At 65.1% G+C, this 21,909-nt stretch carries 23 protein-coding genes; 17 read left to right on the forward strand and 6 right to left on the reverse strand.

What is annotated here, in order from left to right:
• Positions 1 to 146 precede the first annotated feature (146 nt).
• The 11 genes from dapE (at position 147) to W823_RS55510 (ending at position 9,636) form a co-directional block, all read left to right on the forward strand.
• Complete coding sequence (dapE, locus tag W823_RS55465) at positions 147 to 1,250, forward strand: succinyl-diaminopimelate desuccinylase (RefSeq protein WP_031333664.1); 1,104 nt, start codon at positions 147 to 149, stop codon at positions 1,248 to 1,250.
• 48 nt (positions 1,251 to 1,298) lie between these two features.
• Positions 1,299 to 2,045 carry a TIGR00730 family Rossman fold protein gene (locus W823_RS55470; RefSeq protein ID WP_023963294.1) on the forward strand — a complete coding sequence of 249 codons (747 nt, stop codon included), beginning with the start codon at positions 1,299 to 1,301 and terminating at the stop codon, positions 2,043 to 2,045.
• Entirely contained in the window at positions 2,042 to 2,581 is a 540-nt protein-coding gene (locus W823_RS55475; RefSeq protein ID WP_023963295.1) for a TIGR00730 family Rossman fold protein, read from the forward strand. Before W823_RS55470 ends, W823_RS55475 begins: the two co-directional genes overlap by 4 nt.
• A gap of 144 nt (positions 2,582 to 2,725) precedes the next feature.
• Entirely contained in the window at positions 2,726 to 4,447 is a 1,722-nt protein-coding gene (locus tag W823_RS55480; protein ID WP_235189693.1) for a long-chain-acyl-CoA synthetase, read from the forward strand.
• A gap of 106 nt (positions 4,448 to 4,553) precedes the next feature.
• The gene (folP, locus tag W823_RS55485; RefSeq protein ID WP_051406728.1) at positions 4,554 to 5,366 is read left to right on the forward strand and encodes a dihydropteroate synthase; all 813 of its coding nucleotides are present in this window, start codon (positions 4,554 to 4,556) and stop codon (positions 5,364 to 5,366) included.
• A complete protein-coding gene (locus W823_RS55490; protein WP_023963298.1) occupies positions 5,363 to 6,379 on the forward strand; it encodes a glucosyl-3-phosphoglycerate synthase in 1,017 nt (338 codons plus the stop codon). Before folP ends, W823_RS55490 begins: the two co-directional genes overlap by 4 nt.
• Positions 6,380 to 6,525: 146 nt before the next feature.
• Positions 6,526 to 7,404: an SDR family oxidoreductase gene (locus tag W823_RS55495; protein WP_038254725.1), complete on the forward strand. Its 879-nt coding sequence runs from the start codon at positions 6,526 to 6,528 to the stop codon at positions 7,402 to 7,404.
• The gene (locus W823_RS55500; protein WP_023963300.1) at positions 7,401 to 8,138 is read left to right on the forward strand and encodes an acetoacetate decarboxylase family protein; all 738 of its coding nucleotides are present in this window, start codon (positions 7,401 to 7,403) and stop codon (positions 8,136 to 8,138) included. Before W823_RS55495 ends, W823_RS55500 begins: the two co-directional genes overlap by 4 nt.
• Positions 8,139 to 8,145: 7 nt before the next feature.
• Positions 8,146 to 8,466 (forward strand): DivIVA domain-containing protein, encoded by a 321-nt coding sequence (locus tag W823_RS55505; RefSeq protein WP_023963301.1) that lies wholly within the window; start codon positions 8,146 to 8,148, stop codon positions 8,464 to 8,466.
• 127 nt (positions 8,467 to 8,593) lie between these two features.
• Entirely contained in the window at positions 8,594 to 8,761 is a 168-nt protein-coding gene (locus tag W823_RS57590) for a DUF3117 domain-containing protein (RefSeq protein ID WP_023963302.1), read from the forward strand.
• 38 nt (positions 8,762 to 8,799) lie between these two features.
• Positions 8,800 to 9,636 carry a putative RNA methyltransferase gene (locus W823_RS55510; protein ID WP_023963303.1) on the forward strand — a complete coding sequence of 279 codons (837 nt, stop codon included), beginning with the start codon at positions 8,800 to 8,802 and terminating at the stop codon, positions 9,634 to 9,636.
• Here W823_RS55510 and glgA read toward each other — a convergent pair.
• Complete coding sequence (gene glgA / locus W823_RS55515; protein ID WP_023963304.1) at positions 9,609 to 10,775, reverse strand: glycogen synthase; 1,167 nt, start codon at positions 10,773 to 10,775, stop codon at positions 9,609 to 9,611. The two genes, W823_RS55510 and glgA, sit on opposite strands and share 28 nt — an antisense overlap.
• A gap of 153 nt (positions 10,776 to 10,928) precedes the next feature.
• On the opposite strand from glgA, the gene glgC reads away from it, so the two are divergent.
• Entirely contained in the window at positions 10,929 to 12,146 is a 1,218-nt protein-coding gene (glgC, locus tag W823_RS55520; protein WP_023963305.1) for a glucose-1-phosphate adenylyltransferase, read from the forward strand.
• Here the strand turns inward: glgC and W823_RS55525 are convergent.
• The 3 genes from W823_RS55525 to cofD are packed head-to-tail and all read right to left on the reverse strand — an operon-like array spanning position 12,143 to position 15,052.
• Positions 12,143 to 12,718, reverse strand: coding sequence for an NUDIX hydrolase (locus tag W823_RS55525; RefSeq protein WP_023963306.1), 576 nt, complete (start codon positions 12,716 to 12,718; stop codon positions 12,143 to 12,145). The two genes, glgC and W823_RS55525, sit on opposite strands and share 4 nt — an antisense overlap.
• Positions 12,715 to 14,058, reverse strand: a complete 1,344-nt coding sequence (locus W823_RS55530) for a coenzyme F420-0:L-glutamate ligase (RefSeq protein ID WP_023963307.1) — start codon at positions 14,056 to 14,058, stop codon at positions 12,715 to 12,717. The genes W823_RS55525 and W823_RS55530 overlap by 4 nt, the downstream gene beginning before the upstream one ends.
• Positions 14,051 to 15,052, reverse strand: a complete 1,002-nt coding sequence (gene cofD / locus W823_RS55535) for a 2-phospho-L-lactate transferase (protein WP_031333671.1) — start codon at positions 15,050 to 15,052, stop codon at positions 14,051 to 14,053. The genes W823_RS55530 and cofD overlap by 8 nt, the downstream gene beginning before the upstream one ends.
• A gap of 467 nt (positions 15,053 to 15,519) precedes the next feature.
• On the opposite strand from cofD, the gene W823_RS0131090 reads away from it, so the two are divergent.
• Complete coding sequence (locus W823_RS0131090; RefSeq protein ID WP_031333673.1) at positions 15,520 to 15,753, forward strand: WhiB family transcriptional regulator; 234 nt, start codon at positions 15,520 to 15,522, stop codon at positions 15,751 to 15,753.
• Positions 15,754 to 15,851: 98 nt separating this feature from the next.
• On the opposite strand, the gene W823_RS55540 is transcribed toward W823_RS0131090, so the two are convergent.
• Positions 15,852 to 16,358 (reverse strand): metallopeptidase family protein, encoded by a 507-nt coding sequence (locus tag W823_RS55540; RefSeq protein WP_051406720.1) that lies wholly within the window; start codon positions 16,356 to 16,358, stop codon positions 15,852 to 15,854.
• A 74-nt stretch (positions 16,359 to 16,432) separates the two neighbouring features.
• Between W823_RS55540 and W823_RS57595 the strand changes: the two genes are divergently transcribed.
• Entirely contained in the window at positions 16,433 to 16,873 is a 441-nt protein-coding gene (locus W823_RS57595) for a DUF3499 domain-containing protein (protein ID WP_165842413.1), read from the forward strand.
• Here the strand turns inward: W823_RS57595 and W823_RS55545 are convergent.
• Positions 16,794 to 17,993 (reverse strand): phosphatase PAP2 family protein, encoded by a 1,200-nt coding sequence (locus W823_RS55545; RefSeq protein ID WP_023963311.1) that lies wholly within the window; start codon positions 17,991 to 17,993, stop codon positions 16,794 to 16,796. The two genes, W823_RS57595 and W823_RS55545, sit on opposite strands and share 80 nt — an antisense overlap.
• Positions 17,994 to 18,061: 68 nt before the next feature.
• On the opposite strand from W823_RS55545, the gene W823_RS55550 reads away from it, so the two are divergent.
• From W823_RS55550 to manA, 3 genes are all read left to right on the forward strand, one after another.
• Positions 18,062 to 19,474: a phosphomannomutase/phosphoglucomutase gene (locus W823_RS55550; protein WP_051406729.1), complete on the forward strand. Its 1,413-nt coding sequence runs from the start codon at positions 18,062 to 18,064 to the stop codon at positions 19,472 to 19,474.
• A gap of 75 nt (positions 19,475 to 19,549) precedes the next feature.
• Entirely contained in the window at positions 19,550 to 20,674 is a 1,125-nt protein-coding gene (locus W823_RS55555) for a hypothetical protein (protein WP_023963313.1), read from the forward strand.
• A complete protein-coding gene (gene manA, locus W823_RS55560; RefSeq protein WP_023963314.1) occupies positions 20,674 to 21,906 on the forward strand; it encodes a mannose-6-phosphate isomerase, class I in 1,233 nt (410 codons plus the stop codon). Before W823_RS55555 ends, manA begins: the two co-directional genes overlap by 1 nt.
• Positions 21,907 to 21,909: the final 3 nt, after the last annotated feature.

Raw genomic sequence — 21,909 nt, forward strand, 5'->3', positions numbered from 1 at the left:
TCGACCACGATGGACAGCGCATTGAGGATCGGCTTCGGCGTTTTCATGAGCGTCAACGTATGTGCGTGCCCGGGCATCGGTCATGAATGTTTTGGACAACTCTGACAACTCGTGCGGGGGAGCGGTGGGCGACTACGGTGAACGACGTGAGTATCCCGGCCCTTGACCTGCGCGCCGACCCGATCGACCTGACGGCAGCGCTCGTCGACATCCCCAGTGTCAGTCATGACGAAGCCGCGATCGCGGATGCCGTGGAGATCGCGATACGCGAGCAGACCTCCGGTTTCGAGGTGCTGCGCCACGGCAACCGGGTGCTCGCCCGCACCGATCGCGGTAAGCCCCGTCGAGTGGTGCTCGCCGGTCACCTCGACACCGTCCCCATCGCCGACAACGTCCCGAGTCGCCGTGAGAAGGCAGGCAGTGACGGTGATGTGCTCCACGGATGCGGCACCGTCGACATGAAGTCCGGCGACGCAATTTTCCTGCACCTCGCCGCCACACTCGACGACCCGAACTGCGATCTGACCCTGATCTTCTACGACTGCGAAGAGATCGCCGCTAAATACAACGGACTCGGTGTCATCGAGCGCGAGTTGCCGCAGTGGCTCGCCGGAGACGTCGCCATATTGGGTGAGCCCACCGCAGGTCAGATCGAGGCGGGTTGCCAGGGCACCCTGCGGGTGAGGCTGAGCACCGCAGGTGTGCGTGCCCATTCGGCTCGCTCCTGGCTGGGCGACAACGCGATCCACAAGCTGGGTTCGGTGCTCCAGACCCTGGCCGCCTACCAGGCGCGCCGAGTGGACATCGACGGGTGCGAATACCGGGAAGGTCTCTCGGCCGTGCGCATCGAGGGCGGTGTCGCAGGAAACGTCGTGCCAGACGTGGCGAGCGTCGACGTGAACTTCCGGTTCGCGCCGGACCGGTCGGTGGAGCAGGCGGCCGACCATGTCCGCCAGCTGTTCGAGGACGAGATCGCCTCCGGCGCAGTGACCTTCGAAGTGACGGACTCGGCGGCGGGAGCGCTTCCCGGACTGGGGCATCCGGCGGCCGCGGCCCTGGTCGACGCGGCAGGCGGGCAGTTCCGGGCCAAGTACGGCTGGACTGACGTGTCCCGATTCTCGGCGCTCGGGATCCCGGCGGTCAATTTCGGGCCGGGAGACCCGAATCTCGCGCACAAACGCGATGAACGGGTGCCCACCTCGCAGATCGCCGAGGTGACCGACGTTCTTCGGCGATATCTCACCGCCTGACCGCCTGCTCGGGGGCCGACATCTGCCGACCGTTGCTAGCGTCGTGGCATGTCAACACCCGACCGAGACACCCGACTCAGCTATCGCGGGGCGGCCCGGATCCGCGAGGATCACGACAAGCCTGTTCAGACCACGGACCAGCGCCTGCTGCGATCACCCGATTCCGCACGTGACCCGTGGAGGGTGCTGCGCATCCAGTCCGAATTCGTCGAGGGTTTCGACACCCTCTCGACGGTCTCGTCCGCAGTGACCGTGTTCGGTTCGGCCCGCGTGCAACCGGGTTCCCCGTTCTACGAATTGGGCCGCGAGCTGGGTGCGGCGCTGGCCGACGCGGGATATCCGGTGATCACCGGCGGCGGACCCGGCCTGATGGAAGCGGTCAACCGCGGCGCCTGCGAGAACGGTGGTTACTCCATCGGGCTCGGCATCGAGCTGCCGTTCGAGCAGAACCTGAACGAATGGGTCGACCTCGGCATCAATTTCCGGTACTTCTTCGTCCGTAAGACCATGTTCGTAAAGTATGCGCAGGCTTTCATCTGCTTGCCCGGCGGCTTCGGAACGCTCGACGAACTCTTCGAGGCTCTCACCCTGGTGCAGACCCGCAAAGTGGTCCAGTTTCCGATCGTCCTGTTGGGCAAGGACTTCTGGGAACCGCTCCTGGCCTGGGTCCGTACGACGATGGCCAGTGAGGGCCTGGTGTCCGAGGCGGACATCGAGCTCCTGCAGGTGACCGATTCGGTGACCGAAGCAGTTGCGATCGTAAACGAATCGCGCCAGCGGCAGGCCAAATCATGAGTGCGATCTGCGTGTATTGCGCGTCCGGACCGGTGCCTGACGAGTACCTGCAGCTGGCGGCCGAGCTCGGCACCGCCATCGGCAGCACCGGGAACACGCTGGTGTCCGGGGGTGGCAACGTGTCCATGATGGGTGCGGTGGCGCAGGCGACCCGCGACGCCGGTGGCCACACCGTAGGGATCATCCCCAAAGCGCTGGTGCACCGCGAAGTCGCGGACACCGACGCCGATGAACTCGTCGTCACCGACACCATGCGTGAGCGCAAGCAGCAGATGGACGACCGGGCCGATGCGTTCATCACCCTGCCCGGAGGTATCGGGACACTCGAAGAACTGTTCGAGACGTGGACGGCCGGCTACCTCGGCATGCACGACAAGCCCGTGGTCCTGCTCGATCCCGGAGGACATTACGACCCGCTCGTGCGGTGGTTGCGCGACCTGACGGCAACCGGGTTCGTCTCCACGTATGCACTCGATCGGCTTGTCGTCACCAAGTCGGTCCGCGACGCTTTGGCAGCGTGCAATATTTATCTGTGAATATCGGTAACCTCATCGCGAACGTGCCGTGCGGAGCTCTACGGAGCTCGTTTGGGGGCACAACGGACAAGCATCGGAGCTCAGGTGGCAAGTGAATCCCGGACAAGTGTTGGACTTCTCGACGTTGCGAAGGGCGCGCTTGCGATGGTGCCGGATGTACCCGGCATCGTCAGGCACGCACCGGGGCTGATCCTTCGCAGGCCGTCGGCGGAGTCGACGATCGGGTCGGTGTTCAACTCGCTGGTGGCCAAACACCCCGAGCGGCCTTTCATCCGGTTCGAGGGCAATTCCATCACCTACGGGGAGGCCAATCGCCGGATCAACCGCTATGCCGATTTCTTCAGCAAGAACGGTGTGGGACAGGGCGATGTCGTAGGCGTACTCGCGAAGAACCATCCCCAGACGCTCCTGGTGATGATCGCCGCGGTGAAGCTCGGCGCGGTGGCGGGGATGCTGAACTACAACCAGCGTGGGAAGGTGCTCACCCACAGTCTCGGGATCCTCGAGGCCACCGTTCTCGTGGTCGACCCGGAGGTTCGCGAGGCCCTCGAATCGCTCGACGACGATCACGCGCTGCCCTCGGTCACAGTTGATTTCGATGAGCTCAACGAGGCCACCGAAGGTCTGAGCGAGGAGAATCCTGCGGTCACCGCCGGGCTTCCCGCAAAGACCAAGGCATTCTACATTTTCACCTCCGGCACCACCGGGATGCCGAAGGCCAGCATCATGTCGCACTACCGCTGGATGACCAGCATGGACGGCATCGGCGGCATGGGGGTGCGGCTTCGCCACAGCGACACCATGTATTCGGCGCTGCCGCTCTACCACAACAATGCGCTGACAGTTGCGCTGTCGTCGGTGCTGGCGTCGGGCGCATGCCTCGCCATCGGCAAGTCGTTCTCGGCGTCCCGCTTCTGGGACGACGTGATCCAGAACCGGGCCACGGCGTTCTGCTACATCGGCGAACTCTGCCGGTACCTGATGGCCCAGCCCGAGAAGCCGACCGACCGCAGCCACGGTGTCAAGGTGATCGTCGGCAACGGCATGCGGGCCGAGATCTGGGAGAAGTTCACCCAACGCTTCGGCATCGAGCGGGTGGTCGAGTTCTACGGCGCCTCCGAGCTCAACCTGGCATTCATCAACGTGTTCAACCTGACCCGCACCGCCGGGTTCTGCCCGCTGCCGTACAAGGTCGTCGAGTACGACCACGAGACGGGCGACCCGAAACGCAACGGCGACGGCCGCCTGACAAAGGTCTCGAAAGGTGAAGCGGGACTGCTCATCTCGGAGATCTCCGATCGAGTGCCCTTCGACGGCTACACCGATGAAGAGGCGTCCAACAAGAAGATCATCTCCGACGCGTTCAAGGACGGTGACCGGTGGTTCAACTCCGGTGACCTCGTGCGCGATCTCGGTATGTCGCACATCGCCTTTGTCGACCGGCTCGGTGACACGTTCCGCTGGAAAGGCGAGAACGTCGCGACCACCGAGGTCGAGGGTGCTCTCGCAGGCGTTGACACTATCGATCAGGCCGTGGTCTACGGCGTGGAGGTGCCGGGCAGTGACGGCAAGGCCGGAATGGCCTCGGTGACCGTCCGCGAGGGCGCCGACCTGGATCCGAAGGCGCTCGCGAAACACCTGTACGACGAGCTGCCCCAGTACGCGGTCCCGCTGTTCCTCCGGGTCGTTGATCAGCTCGAGCAGACATCGACGTTCAAGAACCGGAAGGTCGAGCTGCGCGATCAGGGTTACGCGGACGTCGGCGACGATGCACTCTATGTTTTGACCGGTAGCGAGGACGGGTACATCGAGTTCTACGATGATTACCCCGATGACGTTGCCGGAGCCAAAGTCCCCCGCGGATAAGCCGATCCCGAGCGCGCAGACCGTGAGGCCTGACGCGTGGCCGGCGTATGCGCCGGTGTCGCCGACCCTCTGTGGCCGTGCGGTCGCCACGGATCGTGCGTTGGTCATGGCGATCGTCAACCGGACACCGGATTCGTTCTACGACCGTGGGTCCAGCTTCTCCGACGATGGCGCGAAGTCCCGAGTCGAGCAGGTCGTCGCCGAGGGTGCCGACATAGTCGACATCGGCGGGGTGAAGGCGGGTCCCGGTGCCGAGGTCGACGCCGCAGAAGAAATCGACCGGGTGTTGCCGATGGTCGAGTGGATCCGTGATCGGCACCCGGATCTCATCATCAGCGTCGACACATGGCGCGCCGACGTGGCCCGCAGAGCAGTGGACGCCGGGGCGGATCTGATCAACGACACGTGGGCAGGGGCCGATCCAGACCTGGTCTCGGTGGCCGCCGAGATGTCGGCGGGCATCGTTTGTTCGCACACCGGGGGAGCCGTACCGCGTACCCGCCCCCACAGGGTTCGGTACCCGGACGTGGTGGCCGACGTGCTTGCGGAGGTGACCAAAGCTGCCGACCGGGCGGCTGCCGCAGGTGTGCGCGGTGATTCGATTGTCATCGATCCGACGCATGACTTCGGGAAGAACACCCATCACGGGTTGGCTTTGTTACGCCAGGTGAACGTTCTGGTTAATACCGGCTGGCCAGTGCTGATGGCACTGAGCAACAAGGATTTTGTAGGGGAGACTCTAGGGGTAGGCCTGGAAGATCGGCTGGAGGGGACACTGGCCGCGACAGCACTTGCCGCTTCGGCGGGAGCACGAGTGTTTCGCGTTCACGAGGTTGCCGCCACACGAAGGGTGGTCGAGATGGTTGCCGCAATAGCCGGGACCAGACCACCTGCCCGAACAGTAAGGGGTTTGGCATGACCGCTGGAAAACACGTCACTGGAAAGTCCGACCGCGTCTGGACGCCCATCGCGTCCGCGCCCGAAGATTCGCCGCAGGCCGAGTGGGCCGCCGATCACAGCTGGGACCGACCAGACTGGTCTGTCGAGGAGTTGGTGGCCGCAAAACGCGGCCGCACGGTGTCGGTGGTCCTGCCGGCGCTGAACGAGGAAGACACCGTCGCGGATGTGATCGCCTCGATCCGTCCACTCGTCGGCACCCTGGTCGATGAACTCGTCGTGCTCGACTCGGGCTCGACCGACGCCACCGCCGAGCGGGCTCGCGCGGCCGGCGCCCAGGTGATCACCCGTGAAGAGGCGGTTCCCGAGGTGGAGCCGGTTCGCGGTAAAGGTGAAGTCCTGTGGCGTTCGCTCGCCGCCACCACCGGCGATCTCATCGCTTTTGTCGACTCCGATCTCATCGATCCCGATCCGATGTTCGTGCCGAAACTACTCGGACCGCTGTTGATCAACGAGGACATCCAACTGGTGAAGGGCTTCTATCGACGCCCGCTCCGTACGGGTCAGGGTGAGGACGCAAACGGAGGCGGCCGAGTCACCGAACTGGTTGCCAGGCCGCTGCTCGCGTCCTTCAAGCCTGATCTCACCGCGGTGCTGCAACCTCTCGGAGGCGAATACGCCGGTACCCGGGAATTGTTGTGCGCCGTTCCTTTCGCCCCCGGTTACGGAGTGGAGATCGGGTTGCTCGTCGACACCTACGACCGCTACGGGATGGCCGGCATCGGCCAGGTCAACCTGGGCGTGCGCACCCACCGGAACCGCCCTCTCGTGGAGCTCGGGGTGATGAGCCGCCAGATCGTCGGCACACTGATGGGCCGGTGCGGCATCGAGGACTCGGGTGTGGGGCTCACCCAGTTCAAGATCCAGCCCGACGGCACCTTCACACCGAAGACCACCGATGTCTACCTCGCTGATCGGCCCGCGATGAACACCTTGCGGCCGATGGCCACCACGCGAGCGCGCCGCGCCTCGTAACGGTCGACCCAACCGTCACCACAGCACCAAGGACGATCCACCTGCCGAGCAGGTGGATCGTCTTTGCATATGCAGCGCCCCGGTCGGCTACCGTAACTAGAACATGTTCTAGCAAGGTGTCCGTTCACACTTCGGGGAGTTGGTCGATGTCAGGTTCGATGACGGGTAAGTCCGTTCTGGTCACGGGTGGCGGCAGCGGGATCGGCGCGGGAATCGCCGGTGCACTCGCCGAGCAGGGGGCCAAGGTGACGATTGTCGGTCGCAACGCCGAGCGCCTCGGCGAGACGGCCGACAAGTTCAACGCAGCATTGGTGGGGGGTTCGGTGCACGCTCATGCGGGTGACATCACCGACGAGGATCGGGTCGCGGAAGCGGTGGCCGCGGCCACGGCTCTCACCGGGCGCCTGGACGGAATCGTCGCGTGCGCCGGCGGTAGCGAGACCATCGGCCCGATCACCCAGATGGACACCGCTGCGTGGAAACGCACCATCGACCTCAACCTGAACGGCACGATGTTCACCATCAAGCACGGCGGGCGCGAGCTTGTGCGGGCCGGCGGCGGGTCGATCGTGGCCATCTCGTCGATCGCGGCGAGCAACACGCACCGATGGTTCGGGGCGTACGGCGTCACCAAGTCGGGCGTCGATCACCTCGTTGCGCTGGCCGCAGACGAGTTGGGCGCCAGCAACGTTCGCGTCAACGGGATCCGGCCGGGCCTGACCCGCACCGAATTGGTGGGCATGATCGTGGACGATCCGACGCTGAGCGAGGACTACCGGGTGAGCACCCCGCTGCCTCGTGTCGGCGAGGTGGAGGACATCGCCGCGCTGGCGCGGTTCCTGCTCGGTGACGAATCGTCTTGGATCACCGGGCAGGTCATCAATGTGGACGGGGGCCAGATGCTGCGGCGTGGTCCCGACTTCAGTTCCATGCTCGAGCCGTTGTTCGGAGCCGAGGGCTTGCGCGGAGTCGTCCACACGGAGAGTGACGGAGCAGTCGAGAACACAGAGGAGGCAAGGTCATGACCACCGCACATCAGGTGTTGGGCGCCGAGGTGCAGATGCCGGTACGGGTCCGTGATGCGAGTTGCTTTGTTGCCGGGTTCACCGCCTCGGCGTCAGCGGCGCAGGCCGCGATCGACCAGACAGGGCTGCAGGTGATGCAGGTGCGCCCGGGCCGGGCGATGTGCATGCTCGTATTCGTCGACTATGTGGATGGAGATCTCGGTCCCTACAACGAGTTCGGAGTGTGCCTGCTCGTCGGTGATCGGGAACGCCGTGGCGCGTCGATCGTTTCGAATCTGAGGGATCTGGCTGCCGGGCGCGCACGTGCGCTCGTGCATCGGCTTCCCGTGGACGGCGAGTTCACTCTTGCTGCGGGCCGGGGTATCTGGGGCTTTCCCAAGACACTGGCCGACTTCGATGTCGACCATCGCAGCGCCACAAAGCGGGGAGTGGTCAGCGAGGGCGGACAGATGATCGCTGCGTTGACGGTGCGGCCGGGCATCAAGGTTCCCGATTCCGGCGCCACCACGGTCTTGCGTGCCTACTCGCATCTCGACGGGGTCACCAGGGAGACCCCTTGGGTGCTGAACAACACCAAGAACACCCGCACCCGCATCGGCGGCGCCGATCTGCAGCTGGGTTCGCATCCGATCGCCGATGAGCTGCGAAGCCTGAAGCTGGGACGTCGGGCATTGATGACATCGTCGGTCGGCCACCTGGAGATGACGTTCGAGGACGCCGAGCGGGTGTCATAGTGGATGGGTGCTGACGTTACTGCTCTACCTGCTGATCATGATCGCCGTGATCGGTGTCGTGTTCGCCGTTGTCTGGGTGGTGTTCGGGCGGTCGGAAGACCTTCCGCCCCTTGAACCGGGCACCACACTGACGCGGCTGCCGCGCGCCGGGATCACCGGTGACGACATCCGGTCCCTGCGGTTCGCGCAGGTGACCCGCGGCTACAAAGCGGGCGAAGTGGACTGGGCCCTGGAGAAGCTCGCCAGGGAAATCGATGAACTCAGGTCGGCGCTTTACCGGCTCCAGGCTCGTGACGAGGTCGAAAGCCCAGCGCAAGAGGCAGAATAACCCGTCAGTAGTCCGTACTATAGAAGCCGACCAGCGTATAACCGCGCGGTGTCAACGGATATTGGCACCGACCGAATAAGATCAGACTTCGACGCCGACTGCGGCAGCGAATCTGAAGGGAGCAGAGATGGCGGCGATGAAGCCACGGACCGGGGACGGTCCCCTTGAAGCAACCAAGGAAGGGCGAGGAATCGTTGTACGCATCCCCATCGAGGGTGGCGGCCGACTGGTTGTCGAGCTGACCTCGGACGAGGCAGCGGCATTGGGTGAAGAACTGCGTGGGGTGACCGCCTGATCCGGTGACACGCAGCAACAACAAGGAGACGATCGACCATGCTTTCTGCAGTGGTCGATCTCTTGTGTTGTCCGGTGTGCCGGGCACCATTCGAGTGCGCTGACCGCACTCTCTGGTGCACCGGCGGCCATAGTTTTGACATCTCGAAGCAGGGATACGTCAGCCTGCTCGGGGGCGGGGGGAGCAGTTTTCGTTCGGACACCGCCGAGATGCTCGGTGCCAGAACAAGATTCTTGAACGCGGGTTTCTACGACCCGATTCTCTCCGCGGTACGCGATCAGTGCGCGCCTGGCGCAACGATTCTCGATGTGGGCGCGGGTACCGGGCACTACCTGTCGGCCGCGGTCGATGCGTCGGGCGGGCGCGGCGTCGGCATCGATCTCTCGAAGATCGCGGCGCGGCAACTCGGTCGGCTGCCCGGGGAGATCGGTGCCGTCGTCGCTGATGGCTGGCAACCCTTTCCCATCGCCGATCAGGTGATCGACCTTGCGTTGTCGGTGTTCTCGCCACGCAACATACCCGAGTTCGCGCGAGTGCTCAGGGCCGACGGCAAGCTGGTGGTGGTGACCCCGACACCTCGCCACCTGCGCGAACTGGTAGATGCCGTGGGCATGATCGGGGTGGACAAGGACAAATCCGAGCGGATCGGCAACAGCATGGCGGGCACCTTCGTCCGCATCGAACGCACCCTGGTCGAGTACTCGGTTGCCCTGTCGCACTCGGAGATAGCCGATGTGGTCCTCATGGGTCCGTCCGCATTTCATCTGACAACAGGCGATGTCGCCGCGAAGCTCTCCGGTCTGCCCGACCCGCTGTCCGTGACGGTGTCGACAACCGTTCAGGTGTATCAGCCTGTGGCGCAGACGGTTTCGTAGATCGAGAGCGTCTGCTCGGCGATCGAGTCCCATGAGAATTCGGCAATGGCGCGTTCGCGGCCGGCTGCACCCATGGCGGCGGCCTGAACCGGGTCTGCGACCACCCGATTCACCGCCGCGGCGAGATCGTGTTCGAAATCGCGGGTGTTGTCTTCGCTGTAATGCACCAGTAGGCCGGTGACCTCGTCTCGGACCACCTCGGGGATGCCACCGACGTCCGAGGCCACCACCGCGGTTCCGCATGCCATGGCTTCCAAGTTGACGATTCCCAGAGGCTCGTAGATCGACGGGCAGATGAATACGGTTGCAGCCGAGAGAATTTCCCGCACCTTCTCGGTGGGCAACATCTCGCGCACCCAGAACACCCCCGAGCGGGCGGCGGACAGGTGCTCCACGGCTTCGGCGATCTCCGCACCGATCTCAGGGGTGTCGGGTGCGCCGGCACACAGCACCAGTTGCAGATCGGGGTCCATGTGGTGGGCTGCGGCGATCAGGTGGCGAACACCCTTCTGCCGGGTGATGCGACCGACGAACACCGCGATGGGGCGTGACGGATCGACGCCGATGTCGGTCAGGACCGACGTCGAGTCGGCGTCCACCGGGTGCCACGTGTGGGTGTCGATGCCGTTGCGGACAACATGCACCTTGTCCGGGTCGAGGCGCGGATAGGCATCACACACATCGATCCGCATACCCGAACTGACCGCGATCACGGCATCTGCGTATTCGACGGCGTTCTTCTCCACCCAGCTCGACACGCGGTACCCACCGCCGAGTTGCTCGGCTTTCCAGGGTCTGCGGGGTTCGAGTGAATGTGCGGTCAGCACATGGGGTATCCCGTGCAGCTGCGCGGCGAGGTGGCCGGCGAGCCCGGTGTACCAGGTGTGTGAATGCGCGACCGACGCGCCTTCGGCGGCCACCGCCATCCGTAGATCCGACGACAGTGTGGTGATCGCCGCGTTGGCGCCTTGGAGGCCGGGGTCGACTCCGTGGACCTGAGCGGTCTCACGCGGAGCGCCCATGCAGTGCACGTCGACCGTGGCGAGGTGGCGCAGATGGCGCACCAATTCGGTGACGTGGACTCCGGCGCCGCCGTACACTTCTGGTGGATATTCCCTGGTCATCATCGCCACGCGCATGGGTCTGACGCTAGTCGGACGAAGGCCGTAACGCCATCGGTGCACTTCAATCCCGCCGTGTGATCAGAAGTTGTGTCGCGATAGCGCAAGCGATTTCGAAACTCTCGCCTGTTGTCTCTGGCCGCGACGTCAGTTGACGGATAGGTTTAAGGGGTGATTTCACAGCGCCACGTCCTCGGGATCGTCCTCGCCGGCGGCGAGGGGAAACGACTCTTTCCGTTGACGATGGACCGCGCCAAGCCCGCCGTGCCGTTCGGTGGCGGATACCGGCTCATCGACTTCGTCCTCAGCAACCTCGTCAACGCCGGGTATTCGCGGCTGTGCGTGCTCACGCAGTACAAGTCACACTCGCTCGACCGCCACATCTCGCAGACCTGGCGGCCATCGGGGTTCAACGGCGAATACATCACGCCTGTGCCGGCGCAGCAACGGCTCGGACCCCGCTGGTACACCGGCAGCGCCGATGCGATCTTCCAGTCGTTGAACCTGGTCTACGACGAGGAGCCCGAGTACATCGTCGTATTCGGCGCCGATCACGTCTACCGGATGGATCCCGAGCAGATGGTCGAGGCCCACATCGCTTCTGGTGCCGAGTGCACGGTGGCGGGCATCCGGGTTCCGCGTGCGGAGGCCGTGGCGTTCGGCTGTATCGATTCCGACGACAGCGGCAAGATCACCCAGTTCCTCGAGAAGCCCGCCGATCCGCCCGGCACTCCGGACGATCCGGACGCGACGTTCGCATCGATGGGCAACTACGTCTTCACGGCCGACGCCTTGGTGAGGGCGATCAAGGCCGACGCCGACAACCCCGACTCCGACCACGACATGGGCGGCGACATCATCCCGGCCTTCGTCGACCGCGGTGAGGCGTTCGTCTACGACTTCAAGGACAACCAGGTGCCCGGGGCCACCGACCGCGACCGCGGATACTGGCGCGACGTCGGCACCCTCGACGCCTTCTACGACGCCCACATGGACCTGGTGTCGGTGCACCCGATTTTCAACCTCTACAACCGGCGCTGGCCCATTCACGGCTCCGCGGACTATCTGGTGGCGCCTGCGAAGTTCGTCCAGGGAGGCCTCGCGCAGGAGTCGATGGTGGGGGCGGGGAGTATCATCTCCGCAGCCACCGTTCGCAACTCGGTCCTGAGTTCCAACGTGATCGTCGAAGACGGTGCCACCGTCGAAGGCAGCGTGCTGATGCCGGGTGTGCGGATCGGTAAAGGGGCGGTCGTGCGAAAGGCCATCCTGGACAAGAACGTCGTGGTCTCAGACGGCGAAATCGTCGGCGTCGACGAACAACGTGACCGCGAGCGTTTCGCTTTCAGCAACGGCGGCGTCGTGGCCATCGGCAAGGGCGTACGGGTCTAGCGACCGGATGCAGCGCTGAGCGCTGCGTCGATCAGCGCCGGGATGGCGGGGTGTTCGGTGTTCTCGGGCAGCGCGTCGATGGGCCACCAATCCAGATCCACCGACTCGTCGCTGCGGACGATGGCAGGCAGGGAGCCGTCGGCATTGTCGTCGGCAAACGCCGCGAACCGTAGGTCGAGATGCCGGGTGGGTACACCCAGCGAGCAGGTGATCGGGTGCGTGTGGATCTGGACCAGCTCCGGTACGACGTCGAGGCCGGCGATCCCGGATTCCTCTCGCGCCTCACGAGTGGCGACGTCGGCGATGGTCTCGTCCGTGTCCTCGCAGTGCCCACCGAGCTGGATCCACTTGCCGACCCGGGGATGCAAGGTGAGCAGCACGTGGGTACGGGCCGCGTTGATCACGATGGTCGACGCGGTGATGTGCCCCGCCGCACTCTCGCGAAGACACCCGCGCGGTGCGGCCGCCAGGAACGCGAGCACGGTGTGACGTAACGAATCCTGGTGCGGGTCAGGTGCCTGCCATCCGGTGAGCAGTTCGGTGGTCGAGCGGTGCAGGCTCTGGGCGGTCACAGTTCCACCACCAGGTCGTCGACGTTCGCGGGTGACCTCGGTTCCAGCCGGCCGGCGGGGAATCCGATCGCAACTGTGCCCAGCGGTTCCCAGTCGGCAGGGAGCCCGAGCTCGGCTCTCACCACGTCCGGCGCGAAGATCGTCGAACCCACCCAGCAACTCCCGACATCACGCACGGCCAGTGCAACGAGCAGTCCCTGCACGGCGGCGCCGGCGGCCACGGTGAACATCGTGTGCTCCGCCGCCGTCCTCCGGGCGTCCGGATAGTCGTGCCGCCCATCGCCTGTCAGCACGGGAATGACGACTTCTGGCGCCCGATAGAGCAATTGACCGCGCGCCACCCTTTTGCTGATCGACGATTCGGTCTTGCCGTCTTCGGTCAGGTCGTGATGCCACTGGAGCGCCATGGCGTCCAGCAACGCAACGCGACGGGTGCGGTCGCGCAGCCACACGAAGCGCACCGGACGGCTGTGATGCGGTGCAGGTGCGGTCAGGGCGTCGGCGAACGCTGCCCTCATCACGTCGGCCGGTACCGGTTCGTCGGTGAAATCACGGACCGACCTGCGCACGAGGAGCGCTTGCCGTCGACCCACATCGATGGCTTCGGCAGTACCCAACCAGAACAGGTCTTCTTCGCCGGGGCGAAGGAGATCCTTTGCGGTGGTGCCGTTTTCGCGCGGAGTCAGACCACGCACCACGGCCACCGGGATCTCGCCCAGTTTGCCCTTGACGAGATCGGCGGCAGCGGCGAGTTCGTCGGCGACGGCGATGTCGGTGACGATCAGCGGATTGCCGTACTCGTCGACCGAACCCTCGTACGGGTGGGTGACAGCGATACCTGCGGCTCCGATCGCCACGTCGGTCTGTCCGACCCGCCAGGCCCGTCCCATCGTGTCTGTGATCAACACGGCCACGTCGATGCCCAGTCGGTCGCGCAGGGACGCGCGCAGGGCCGCAGCGCTCGCGTCAGGATCGGTGGGAAGCAGGGCCAATTCGTCACCGTCGACGTTGGAGCCGTCGACGCCCGATGCCGCCTGGACGATGCCGAGCTTGTTCTCGGTGATCAGTGTGCGGCCCTTGCGGGCCACCACCCGCACGGCTTCGGAGTCCACGAGGGCGCGACGGGCGATGTCGCGGGCTTCCGGCTCGGTGGGGGCCGGCACCATCCGGCCCTCGACCTTCGAGATGATCTTGCTGGTCACCACCAAGATGTCGCCGGTACGCAACCAATCAGCCGCCGTTGCCAACGCACCGGCGAGGTCGTCGCCCGCCCGGAACCGCGGCAGGCCGGTGATCGGCAGGATCTGGATAATCCCACCGGCGGCGTGGTCCTCATCCATGCGCCACACCCACGAGATCACATGCGTCGCGGACCATCTGGGCCGTCGTCTCGGGATTGCTCATCAGCAGGGGAACAGACGCGACCGTCACTCCGGGAATGTCGGCGGTGTCTCCCTGTGCGATGAGCCACCCGTCGAGGATGCCGTTCCCGCTACGCGCTCCATAGTGTCGACCGACACCTTCGGGGCTCGTCTCGACGCCGATGACCGAGAGACACTCGTCGGCCATGCCGCGCAGCGGACTGGTCCCGATGATGGGGGAGATGCCGACGACCGGTGCGGCGGTTGTCCGCAACGCTCCCCGGATGCCGGGGACCGAGAGGATTGCGCCGACGCTGACCACGGGGTTCGACGGTGCCAGCAAGACGATGTCGGCCTCGGCGATGGCGTCGAGAACCCCGGGCGCGGCTTTGGCATCGTCCGAACCGACCTGCGCGAACCCGTGGGTCGGGATCTGCGCCCGGTGGCGCACCCACCATTCCTGGAAGTGGATGGCGACCTTCTCGTCCTCTTCCTTGGTGACGACGACGTGGGTCTCGTGGCGGTCGTCGGTGGCGGGCAACAGGCGAACGCCCGGATCCCACCGTCGGCACAACGCTGCGGTCACATCGCTGAGCCGGTAACCCGCGTCGAGCATCTGCGTGCGGATCAGATGGGTCGCCAGGTCGCGGTCGCCCAGCCCGAACCAATCGGGGTCGGCACCATAGGCAGCCAGTTCCTCCTTGGCGTGCCACGTCTCCCCGCGTCGGCCCCAGCCGCGCTCGGTGTCGATGCCGTCACCGAGTGTGTACATGCAGGTGTCGAGGTCCGGACAGATCCGGACCCCGTGCATCCACGCGTCGTCTCCCACGTTGACGATTGCCGTCACCTCATGGTCGGCCGGGGCGCGACCGGACGCGAGAACCTCCGGGAACGGGGTATGTCCCAGGAGCTCACGTACACCTTGCAGAAACCGGGCGCCACCGACGCCTCCGACGAGAACCGTCACCTTCACAGGGAACCAGGGTAGGCGCTTGCCGAGAGTGCCAGCGAAGTGAGCCGAGTGCACGTAACGTTGCTCACGGCGACGTCGCGCAATTTGGGGGTTTTTGCGTCGATTCGATATCCTCGCCTGACTTTTCCTCGCTCTGCGCCGTGTCGAGACAACGAAATCGGGCAGAGGGGTGATAAAGCAATTTCCCCGCTGCGCTTGACCTGGACACCCAAACCCGTGTCTAATCACATCAGTGTCATTCCCTGTTTTGACAGCGAGAATTGTTGCGGGGCACGGGGATCGATCACTTGTTCGAATCCGATTGACCAACTGCACAATTCGAAGTGAGATGAGGAGGCGGGACGATGGCTCTGGAACACATGGCTACCAACAGCCTTGAACCGCAAGTCGATTCGCAATCGAATGCATCCGAAACCAACCAAACTGAACGTCCTCGCCTGAGCCTGGTCACGTCGGCATTCGATGATATGTTCGAAGCAGTCGAAGACCAGTGGCAGGACCGTGCGCTGTGCGCACAGACCGATCCAGAAGCTTTTTTCCCTGAAAAGGGCGGTTCGACCCGGGAAGCCAAGCGCATTTGCCAGGGTTGTGAAGTACGTCCGGAATGCCTGGAATACGCGCTGCACAAAGATGAACGCTTCGGAATCTGGGGCGGCCTGTCAGAGCGCGAACGTCGCCGTATCAAGCGCGGGATCGTCTAGGTCTCTCGTTTTTCTCTGCACCCCCCGCTCTGTGAGCTCGGGGCGTCTGCTCCGAAGCCGTCGACAGACTCGGCAAGAGTGGGTCTGCTCAACGCCTCTCAGGTCGGTGGCGGATCGATCGTGTCCTCGTCGACACCGAGGTGCGCAGCGACCTGCTGCACCAGGACCTCGTGCACGAGGTCCAGCAGATCTGCACCTTTTTTCGCTCTGCTCTCCAGCGGGCGGCGGAACAGCAATATGCGCGCTTTGGTGGCTCGCCCCTGCGAGTCCATGCCGGACGGGATGAGCCGCGCAAGAGGGATCGGGCCATCGGCCGTCACCTCCACCGGCCATTGAACGGTCTCGGGGTCGCGCGGAAGCATCCTCGGCACGTCGTCCACCGCGATGTCCAGATCGGTCAACCGGGCGTGCCAACGCGCGTCGATCTCGGCGAATGCCTCGAGCACCACCGCATCGAACGACTGTGACCGGCTGGTCCAGGCGGGGACGTGGGTGGGCAGCAACGTCGAACGCAGTCCGCGGCCCCGCCGATCACGGACCCGGGGCACACCACGTGAGGTTCGCCGGCGCCGCGGTCGTGCCAGCGGAGGACGAATGGGAGCCATAAAGCGCAAGTCTAGGCAGTCGCGGACGGTGTGTCCTGCTACGACCCGCCAGTCGGTCGGGATAATCTTCCTCCGTGAGGCTCCCACGTCAGTGTTCCAGGCCCGGTTGCGCCAATCCGGCGGTGGCAACTCTGACTTTTGTGTATTCGGACTCGACCGCGGTGGTAGGTCCGCTGGCGACCTCGGCCGAACCGCATTCGTGGGATCTGTGTGACACGCACGCCACCCGGATCACCGTGCCGCGGGGGTGGGAGATGTTGCGCAGCGAGGGCGGGTTCGCCCAGCCTCTGCGGGACGAGGACGATCTGACGGCTCTTGCCGAAGCTGTTCGTGAGGCAGCCGGCGGTGGAGGACTGGTGCCCCGCTCGTCGCCCGTACGTGCCGGCGAGTCGATCGGATCCCATGAGCGCCCCGTGCCTCGCGGCAACGGGTCGCTCAGCGGACCCGATCCGCTTCCTCGTCCTCGACCAGGTCGCCGCGGGCACCTTCGAGTACTGCCTGATCCTGTCGACTGAACGCTGCCTGCGAATCCGCCTGTAGCCGCCGGTCTTTGCGGTTCGTCCACGCCCGCTCGCCGTAGTGGCAACCAACCATGACGAGCGCTGCCAGGCCCCAGCCGAGGAAGAGGTCGATCACGTAGTGCTCGGCCGAATACACCAGCGTGAATGCCATCACCAGTGCGTATCCGGTGTACATCGTGCGTCCGAACGCACGGGTGCGGCCCCACATGAACATGGCCAGCAGTGCGGTGACCCCGGCGTGTAGCGACGGGATCGCGGCCACCTGGTTCGACTTCTTCTGCCCGACCTCGAGCACCTCACGGACGGGTCCGATGTGCAGGACGTCCCAACCGCGACTGGAGATGCGCTCGACATACGGCTGTGCGCCATCGTGCCTCGGCTGCACCGGGCCCAACAGGCCGCCGTCGGGGGCGTCTTCGACGGGCTGGGTGATGCAGAGCGGGAACGCCGATCCGTCGGCGACCTCGGCCGGGGTGCATTTGGCCGCCGCCCATGGCGGTGCGGCAGGCACCAAGATGTAGCCGATCAACCCGATGAAGAAGATGCTGATGAGCCGCAAGACGAACCGACGCCACTGCAGACGATCTTTGAGCCACAGGAAGCCGGCGACCGCGTACGGAACGATGAAGTAGGACATGTACACGAAGCTCGTGAACACCTCCCACCACTGCGCCTCGGCCATCTTGAGGTGTTCTTGCAGCCACACGGTCGGCACGACGTGGAACATCCACCGGTCCGCGTCCACCGCGAGGTGCCATTGGGTCGGCATCCCGAGGAAGGCTGCGATACCGCGAGTGGAGTCGTAGACCGCCAGCAGCACACCGAACGGCAGCCAGTCGCGCACCACCGACAGGATGTTCCGTCGTCCGATGGATGCCGCGGCAAGCCCGAGCCCGAGGGCCACGAGAACGTACGATCGGCCGAACGACATGGTCCTGGTTGCCAGCAGCACAATGATCGTGGCGGCCCAGATGGTGACCGTCACGCGACGGACGAGGACCAGGTTCACTCTCTCGGAAACCAGACGCGCCGCCGCGAACTCGGCGAATCGAGTTCGGGCGTACCAAGATGTAACAGGGGCGTCGGTTTTCTGGGGGCTCTGCAGTTCGGTCATGATTGCGTGGCGACCCCGGTGTCGACCGAGCAGTTTTTCGCCAGTTCCAATGGATGCACATGCACCCGATGAAAAGGAGCCATTCCGTGGATCGTCCCGCACAGCTGTTCAGCCCCGAGTTGGTCAGCGCCGTCATCAAGGCCTACGACGTACGTGGTCTCGTCGGCGAACAGATCGACTCGGAGTTCGTCAGGAGCGTGGGAGCTTCGTTCGGCCGCCTCATGCGCACCGAGGGCCAGTTGGGATTGGTGGTGGGCCACGACATGCGGGAGTCGTCGCCGGAACTGGCCGCTGCTTTCGCGGACGGCGCGCTGGCCGAGGGGCTGGACGTCACGATGATCGGCCTCGCGTCCACCGACCAGCTGTACTTCGCGTCGGGATTCCTGGATCGGCCCGGCGCCATGTTCACCGCGAGTCACAACCCGGCTCGGTACAACGGCATCAAACTGTGCCGCGCCGGTGCAAAACCTGTCGGTCAGGACACCGGGCTGGCCACCATCTCGCGCGAGCTGGTGCACGGGGTGGACGGCACGGCGGCCCCCGAGAGCACCAGGGGAACCCTGACCGAGCGCGATGTGTTGGCGGACTATGCGGCGTATCTGCACAAGCTCGTCGATCTTTCCGGTCTGCGGCATCTGACGGTCGCCGTGGATGCGGGCAATGGCATGGGTGGTCACACAGTTCCGGTGGTCCTCGGCGGATCTGAGGCGTTCACCGTGCGTTCACTCTACTTCGAGCTGGACGGAACATTTCCCAACCACGAGGCCAACCCCCTGGATCCGAAGAACCTGGTGGACCTGCAGGCGTATGTCCGCGAGACCGGGGCCGACATCGGTCTGGCCTTCGACGGGGACGCCGACCGCTGTTTCGTGGTCGATGAGCTGGGTGAACCCGTGTCGCCGTCAGCGGTGACCGCGCTGGTGGCCGAACGTGAGCTCGCAAAGAATCCGGGCGCCATCGTGATTCACAATCTGATCACCTCGCGCGCGGTTCCCGAGCTGGTCACAGAGCTGGGTGGGACGCCGGTGATGACCCGTGTTGGGCATTCGTTCATCAAGCAGGAGATGGCCGACACCGGTGCGGTGTTCGGCGGTGAACACTCCGCGCACTACTACTTCAAGGACTTCTGGAACGCCGACTCCGGACTGCTCGCGGCGTTGCACGTGCTTGCCGCGCTTGGCGCCTCAGATCAGCCGCTGTCGGCGATGATGGCGCGTTACGAGCGTTACAAGAGCTCAGGAGAAATCAACTCAACGGTCGACGACCAGGTCGCGCGTACTGCGGCCGTTCTCGCGGATTTCGGTGACGAGATCACCGAGACCACCCGGATGGACGGCGTCACCGTGGATCTCGCAGATGGGTCCTGGTTCAATCTGCGTGCCTCCAACACCGAGCCCCTGCTGCGGCTCAACGTCGAGGCGCCGACCGCGGAGCGGGTCAACGAGCTGGTCGACCGCATCCTCGGGGTGGTGCGGGGCTGAGCAGACCGCGGTGAGGGGCGGCTCGGACGGCAATTCTTCCGCTCCCGAACGGGTGCGGACCATTAGTCTGGTCTCATGTTGACCGGAGCTCCAGATCTCGACGACGTCGCCGCACTGCTCGACGCAGATGTCGACGGTCTGCTGCCCGCTTCGGCCCTGGCCGGTGCGCAGTGCCGCGCAGTGTCGGCAGCCCACAGCGAAGGCGTTCTGGAGCCTCTGGGCCACCTACGGCCACGCGCCGTGGTGATCGTCTGTGGCGCCGGGCCGGCCGGACGAGCGGCGGCCTTGGTTCTGGCACTGGCCGCGCCCCACATCGACGTTCCACTGATCAAGACCGAAACGGTTCCGTCGTGGGTGGGTCCTCTCGACGTGGTCGTGATCGCCGGTGACGATGCCGGCGATCCCAGGCTCGCCGACGCGGCGGCCCGTGCCGGACGCCGGCAGGCCGAGGTTGTTGTCGCCGGACCTGTGGAGGGACCGTTGCGCGACGCGCTGGCCGGGCGGGTGCTGGACATGTCGCCGCGGGTTCCGGTGCCAGCGCGTTTCCGCTTCACCCACTATGTGTGCGCCTACCTGGCAGTTCTCGCCGGTCTGCAATCGGTCCGGGTGACCGGCCGCCACCCCGACCTCGAAGCGCTCGCCGATCAGCTCGACACCGAAGCTGCCGGGAACCACCCCGCCAACGAGCTGTTCCACAATGCCGCAAAGGAATTGGCGGCCCGGTTGGTCGGACATCCCACGGTATGGGCGGCAGACACCCCGGCCGCGCTGGCACTCGCCGTGCACGCGTCGAGGAGCGTCTTCGCCAGTGCCGGGATCGTCAGTACAGCAACGGATCTCGGCGACGTGCTGGCGGCGGCACCGGTGCTGGCCAGAGGGGGTGGAGCATTGTCGCCGGACTACGATCCCATCTTTCACGACGCGCAGATCGACGGACCGGTCGCCGGACAACAGGTCCGGGTACAGGTGTTGACCACCCCCGATCGCGAGTGGCAGATCCGTCGTCGCCTCGGAGTGCTGCCGGATGCCGACGTGGTGACCAGTGGCCCCGCGTCTCCACCGGTCGGCGGTCAGCCGGCGCCCGGCACACATGCCGACGGACCGGCGCCAAGTGGGCTGGAAGATGTTGTGCCACTGATGATCTTGGGATTGAGGGTCGACATGGCGGGTGCCTACCTGTGGCTGGTCGGGGATCGTTGATGCGCCTGCTCGATGGTGTCGTCCGTCCCTATGCCTGGGGATCGCGTACTGCGATAGCGGCCCTGCGCGGAATGCCCACACCCAGCGCGCATCCGGAGGCCGAGTTGTGGTTCGGGGCCCACCCGGCAGCGCCCGCGATCGTTCGTGATGACGCGCGGGAGAACACGCTCTTGGAGGTCATCGACGCCGATCCGCGCGCAGAACTCGGCACTCTCTGTGCCGAACGGTACGACGGGCGTCTGCCGTTCCTGATGAAGATCCTTGCCGCCGAGGAACCGTTGTCACTGCAGGCCCACCCCAGTCTGCAGCAGGCCAAAGAAGGGTTCGCGCGAGAGAACGAGCGTGGCATCGATGTGGGTGCACCGGACCGCAATTATCGCGACGAGAACCACAAGCCCGAACTCGTCGTGGCACTGAGCGAATTCCACGCCCTGGCCGGCTTCCGTGACGTGCGCGAGACCGTCGACCTGCTGCGCGTGCTGCAGGTTCCCGAGCTGGACAATCACCTCGGAATGATTGCCGGTCAACCGGACTCGCAAGGTCTGCGGGCACTGTTCACCACCTGGATCACCCTGCCCGAGTCGGCGTTGTCCACTCTCATCCCGGCCGTTCTGGCCGGGGCCATCCGGTATCTCGAATCAGGGCAGGACCGCTTCGCGGCCGAGGCCCGCACCGTGCTGGAGATCGGCGAGAACTACCCGCTCGACCCTGGCGTTCTCGCTGTGCTCCTGCTCAATCGGGTCACGCTCGCGCCGGGGGAAGGCCTGTATCTTCCGGCCGGCAATCTCCATGCCTACCTCTGGGGCACCGCTGTGGAAGTGATGGCCAACTCGGACAACGTCCTTCGCGGTGGTCTCACCCCCAAACACGTCGATGTCCCCGAGTTGTTGCGCGTCCTCGACTTCACCCCGGTCGCTCCGGGCGACATCGCTCCCTCGATCCACACCTTGAACTCCGAACTGATCTACCAGACACCGGCGGCGGAGTTCAGACTGTCGAAGGTGGAACTCGACGGGACCGGTCTGCGCAGGCCGTCGTCAATCCTCTTCGATGTTCCCGGTCCGCAGATTCTGCTGTGCACAACGGGTTCGATCGAACTGAGGGGTCCATCAGGTCACCTGGTGGTGCCGCAAGGTCGGGCGGCGTGGCTGGGTGACAACGATCCCGACGTCATCGTGCATGCGGCATCGGCCCACACCACATTCTTCCGAGGGTTGGTACCCGGACACTAGCCA

The organism is Williamsia sp. D3, from assembly GCF_000506245.1.
GTDB classification, from domain to species: Bacteria; Actinomycetota; Actinomycetes; order Mycobacteriales; family Mycobacteriaceae; genus Williamsia; species Williamsia muralis.

Coding starts and splice junctions, on each gene's coding strand:
- W823_RS55470 (WP_023963294.1), top strand. CDS start 1,299: ATGTCAACACCCGACCGAGACACCCGACTCAGCTATCGCGGGGCGGCC.
- W823_RS55475 (WP_023963295.1), top strand. CDS start 2,042: ATGAGTGCGATCTGCGTGTATTGCGCGTCCGGACCGGTGCCTGACGAG.
- W823_RS55480 (WP_235189693.1), top strand. CDS start 2,726: ATGGTGCCGGATGTACCCGGCATCGTCAGGCACGCACCGGGGCTGATC.
- folP (WP_051406728.1), top strand. CDS start 4,554: ATGGCGATCGTCAACCGGACACCGGATTCGTTCTACGACCGTGGGTCC.
- W823_RS55490 (WP_023963298.1), top strand. CDS start 5,363: ATGACCGCTGGAAAACACGTCACTGGAAAGTCCGACCGCGTCTGGACG.
- W823_RS55495 (WP_038254725.1), top strand. CDS start 6,526: ATGTCAGGTTCGATGACGGGTAAGTCCGTTCTGGTCACGGGTGGCGGC.
- W823_RS55500 (WP_023963300.1), top strand. CDS start 7,401: ATGACCACCGCACATCAGGTGTTGGGCGCCGAGGTGCAGATGCCGGTA.
- W823_RS57590 (WP_023963302.1), top strand. CDS start 8,594: ATGGCGGCGATGAAGCCACGGACCGGGGACGGTCCCCTTGAAGCAACC.
- W823_RS55510 (WP_023963303.1), top strand. CDS start 8,800: ATGCTTTCTGCAGTGGTCGATCTCTTGTGTTGTCCGGTGTGCCGGGCA.
- glgA (WP_023963304.1), bottom strand. CDS start 10,775: ATGCGCGTGGCGATGATGACCAGGGAATATCCACCAGAAGTGTACGGC.
- W823_RS55530 (WP_023963307.1), bottom strand. CDS start 14,058: ATGGATGAGGACCACGCCGCCGGTGGGATTATCCAGATCCTGCCGATC.
- W823_RS0131090 (WP_031333673.1), top strand. CDS start 15,520: ATGTTCGAAGCAGTCGAAGACCAGTGGCAGGACCGTGCGCTGTGCGCA.
- W823_RS55540 (WP_051406720.1), bottom strand. CDS start 16,358: ATGGCTCCCATTCGTCCTCCGCTGGCACGACCGCGGCGCCGGCGAACC.
- W823_RS55545 (WP_023963311.1), bottom strand. CDS start 17,993: ATGACCGAACTGCAGAGCCCCCAGAAAACCGACGCCCCTGTTACATCT.
- W823_RS55550 (WP_051406729.1), top strand. CDS start 18,062: ATGAAAAGGAGCCATTCCGTGGATCGTCCCGCACAGCTGTTCAGCCCC.
- W823_RS55555 (WP_023963313.1), top strand. CDS start 19,550: ATGTTGACCGGAGCTCCAGATCTCGACGACGTCGCCGCACTGCTCGAC.
- manA (WP_023963314.1), top strand. CDS start 20,674: ATGCGCCTGCTCGATGGTGTCGTCCGTCCCTATGCCTGGGGATCGCGT.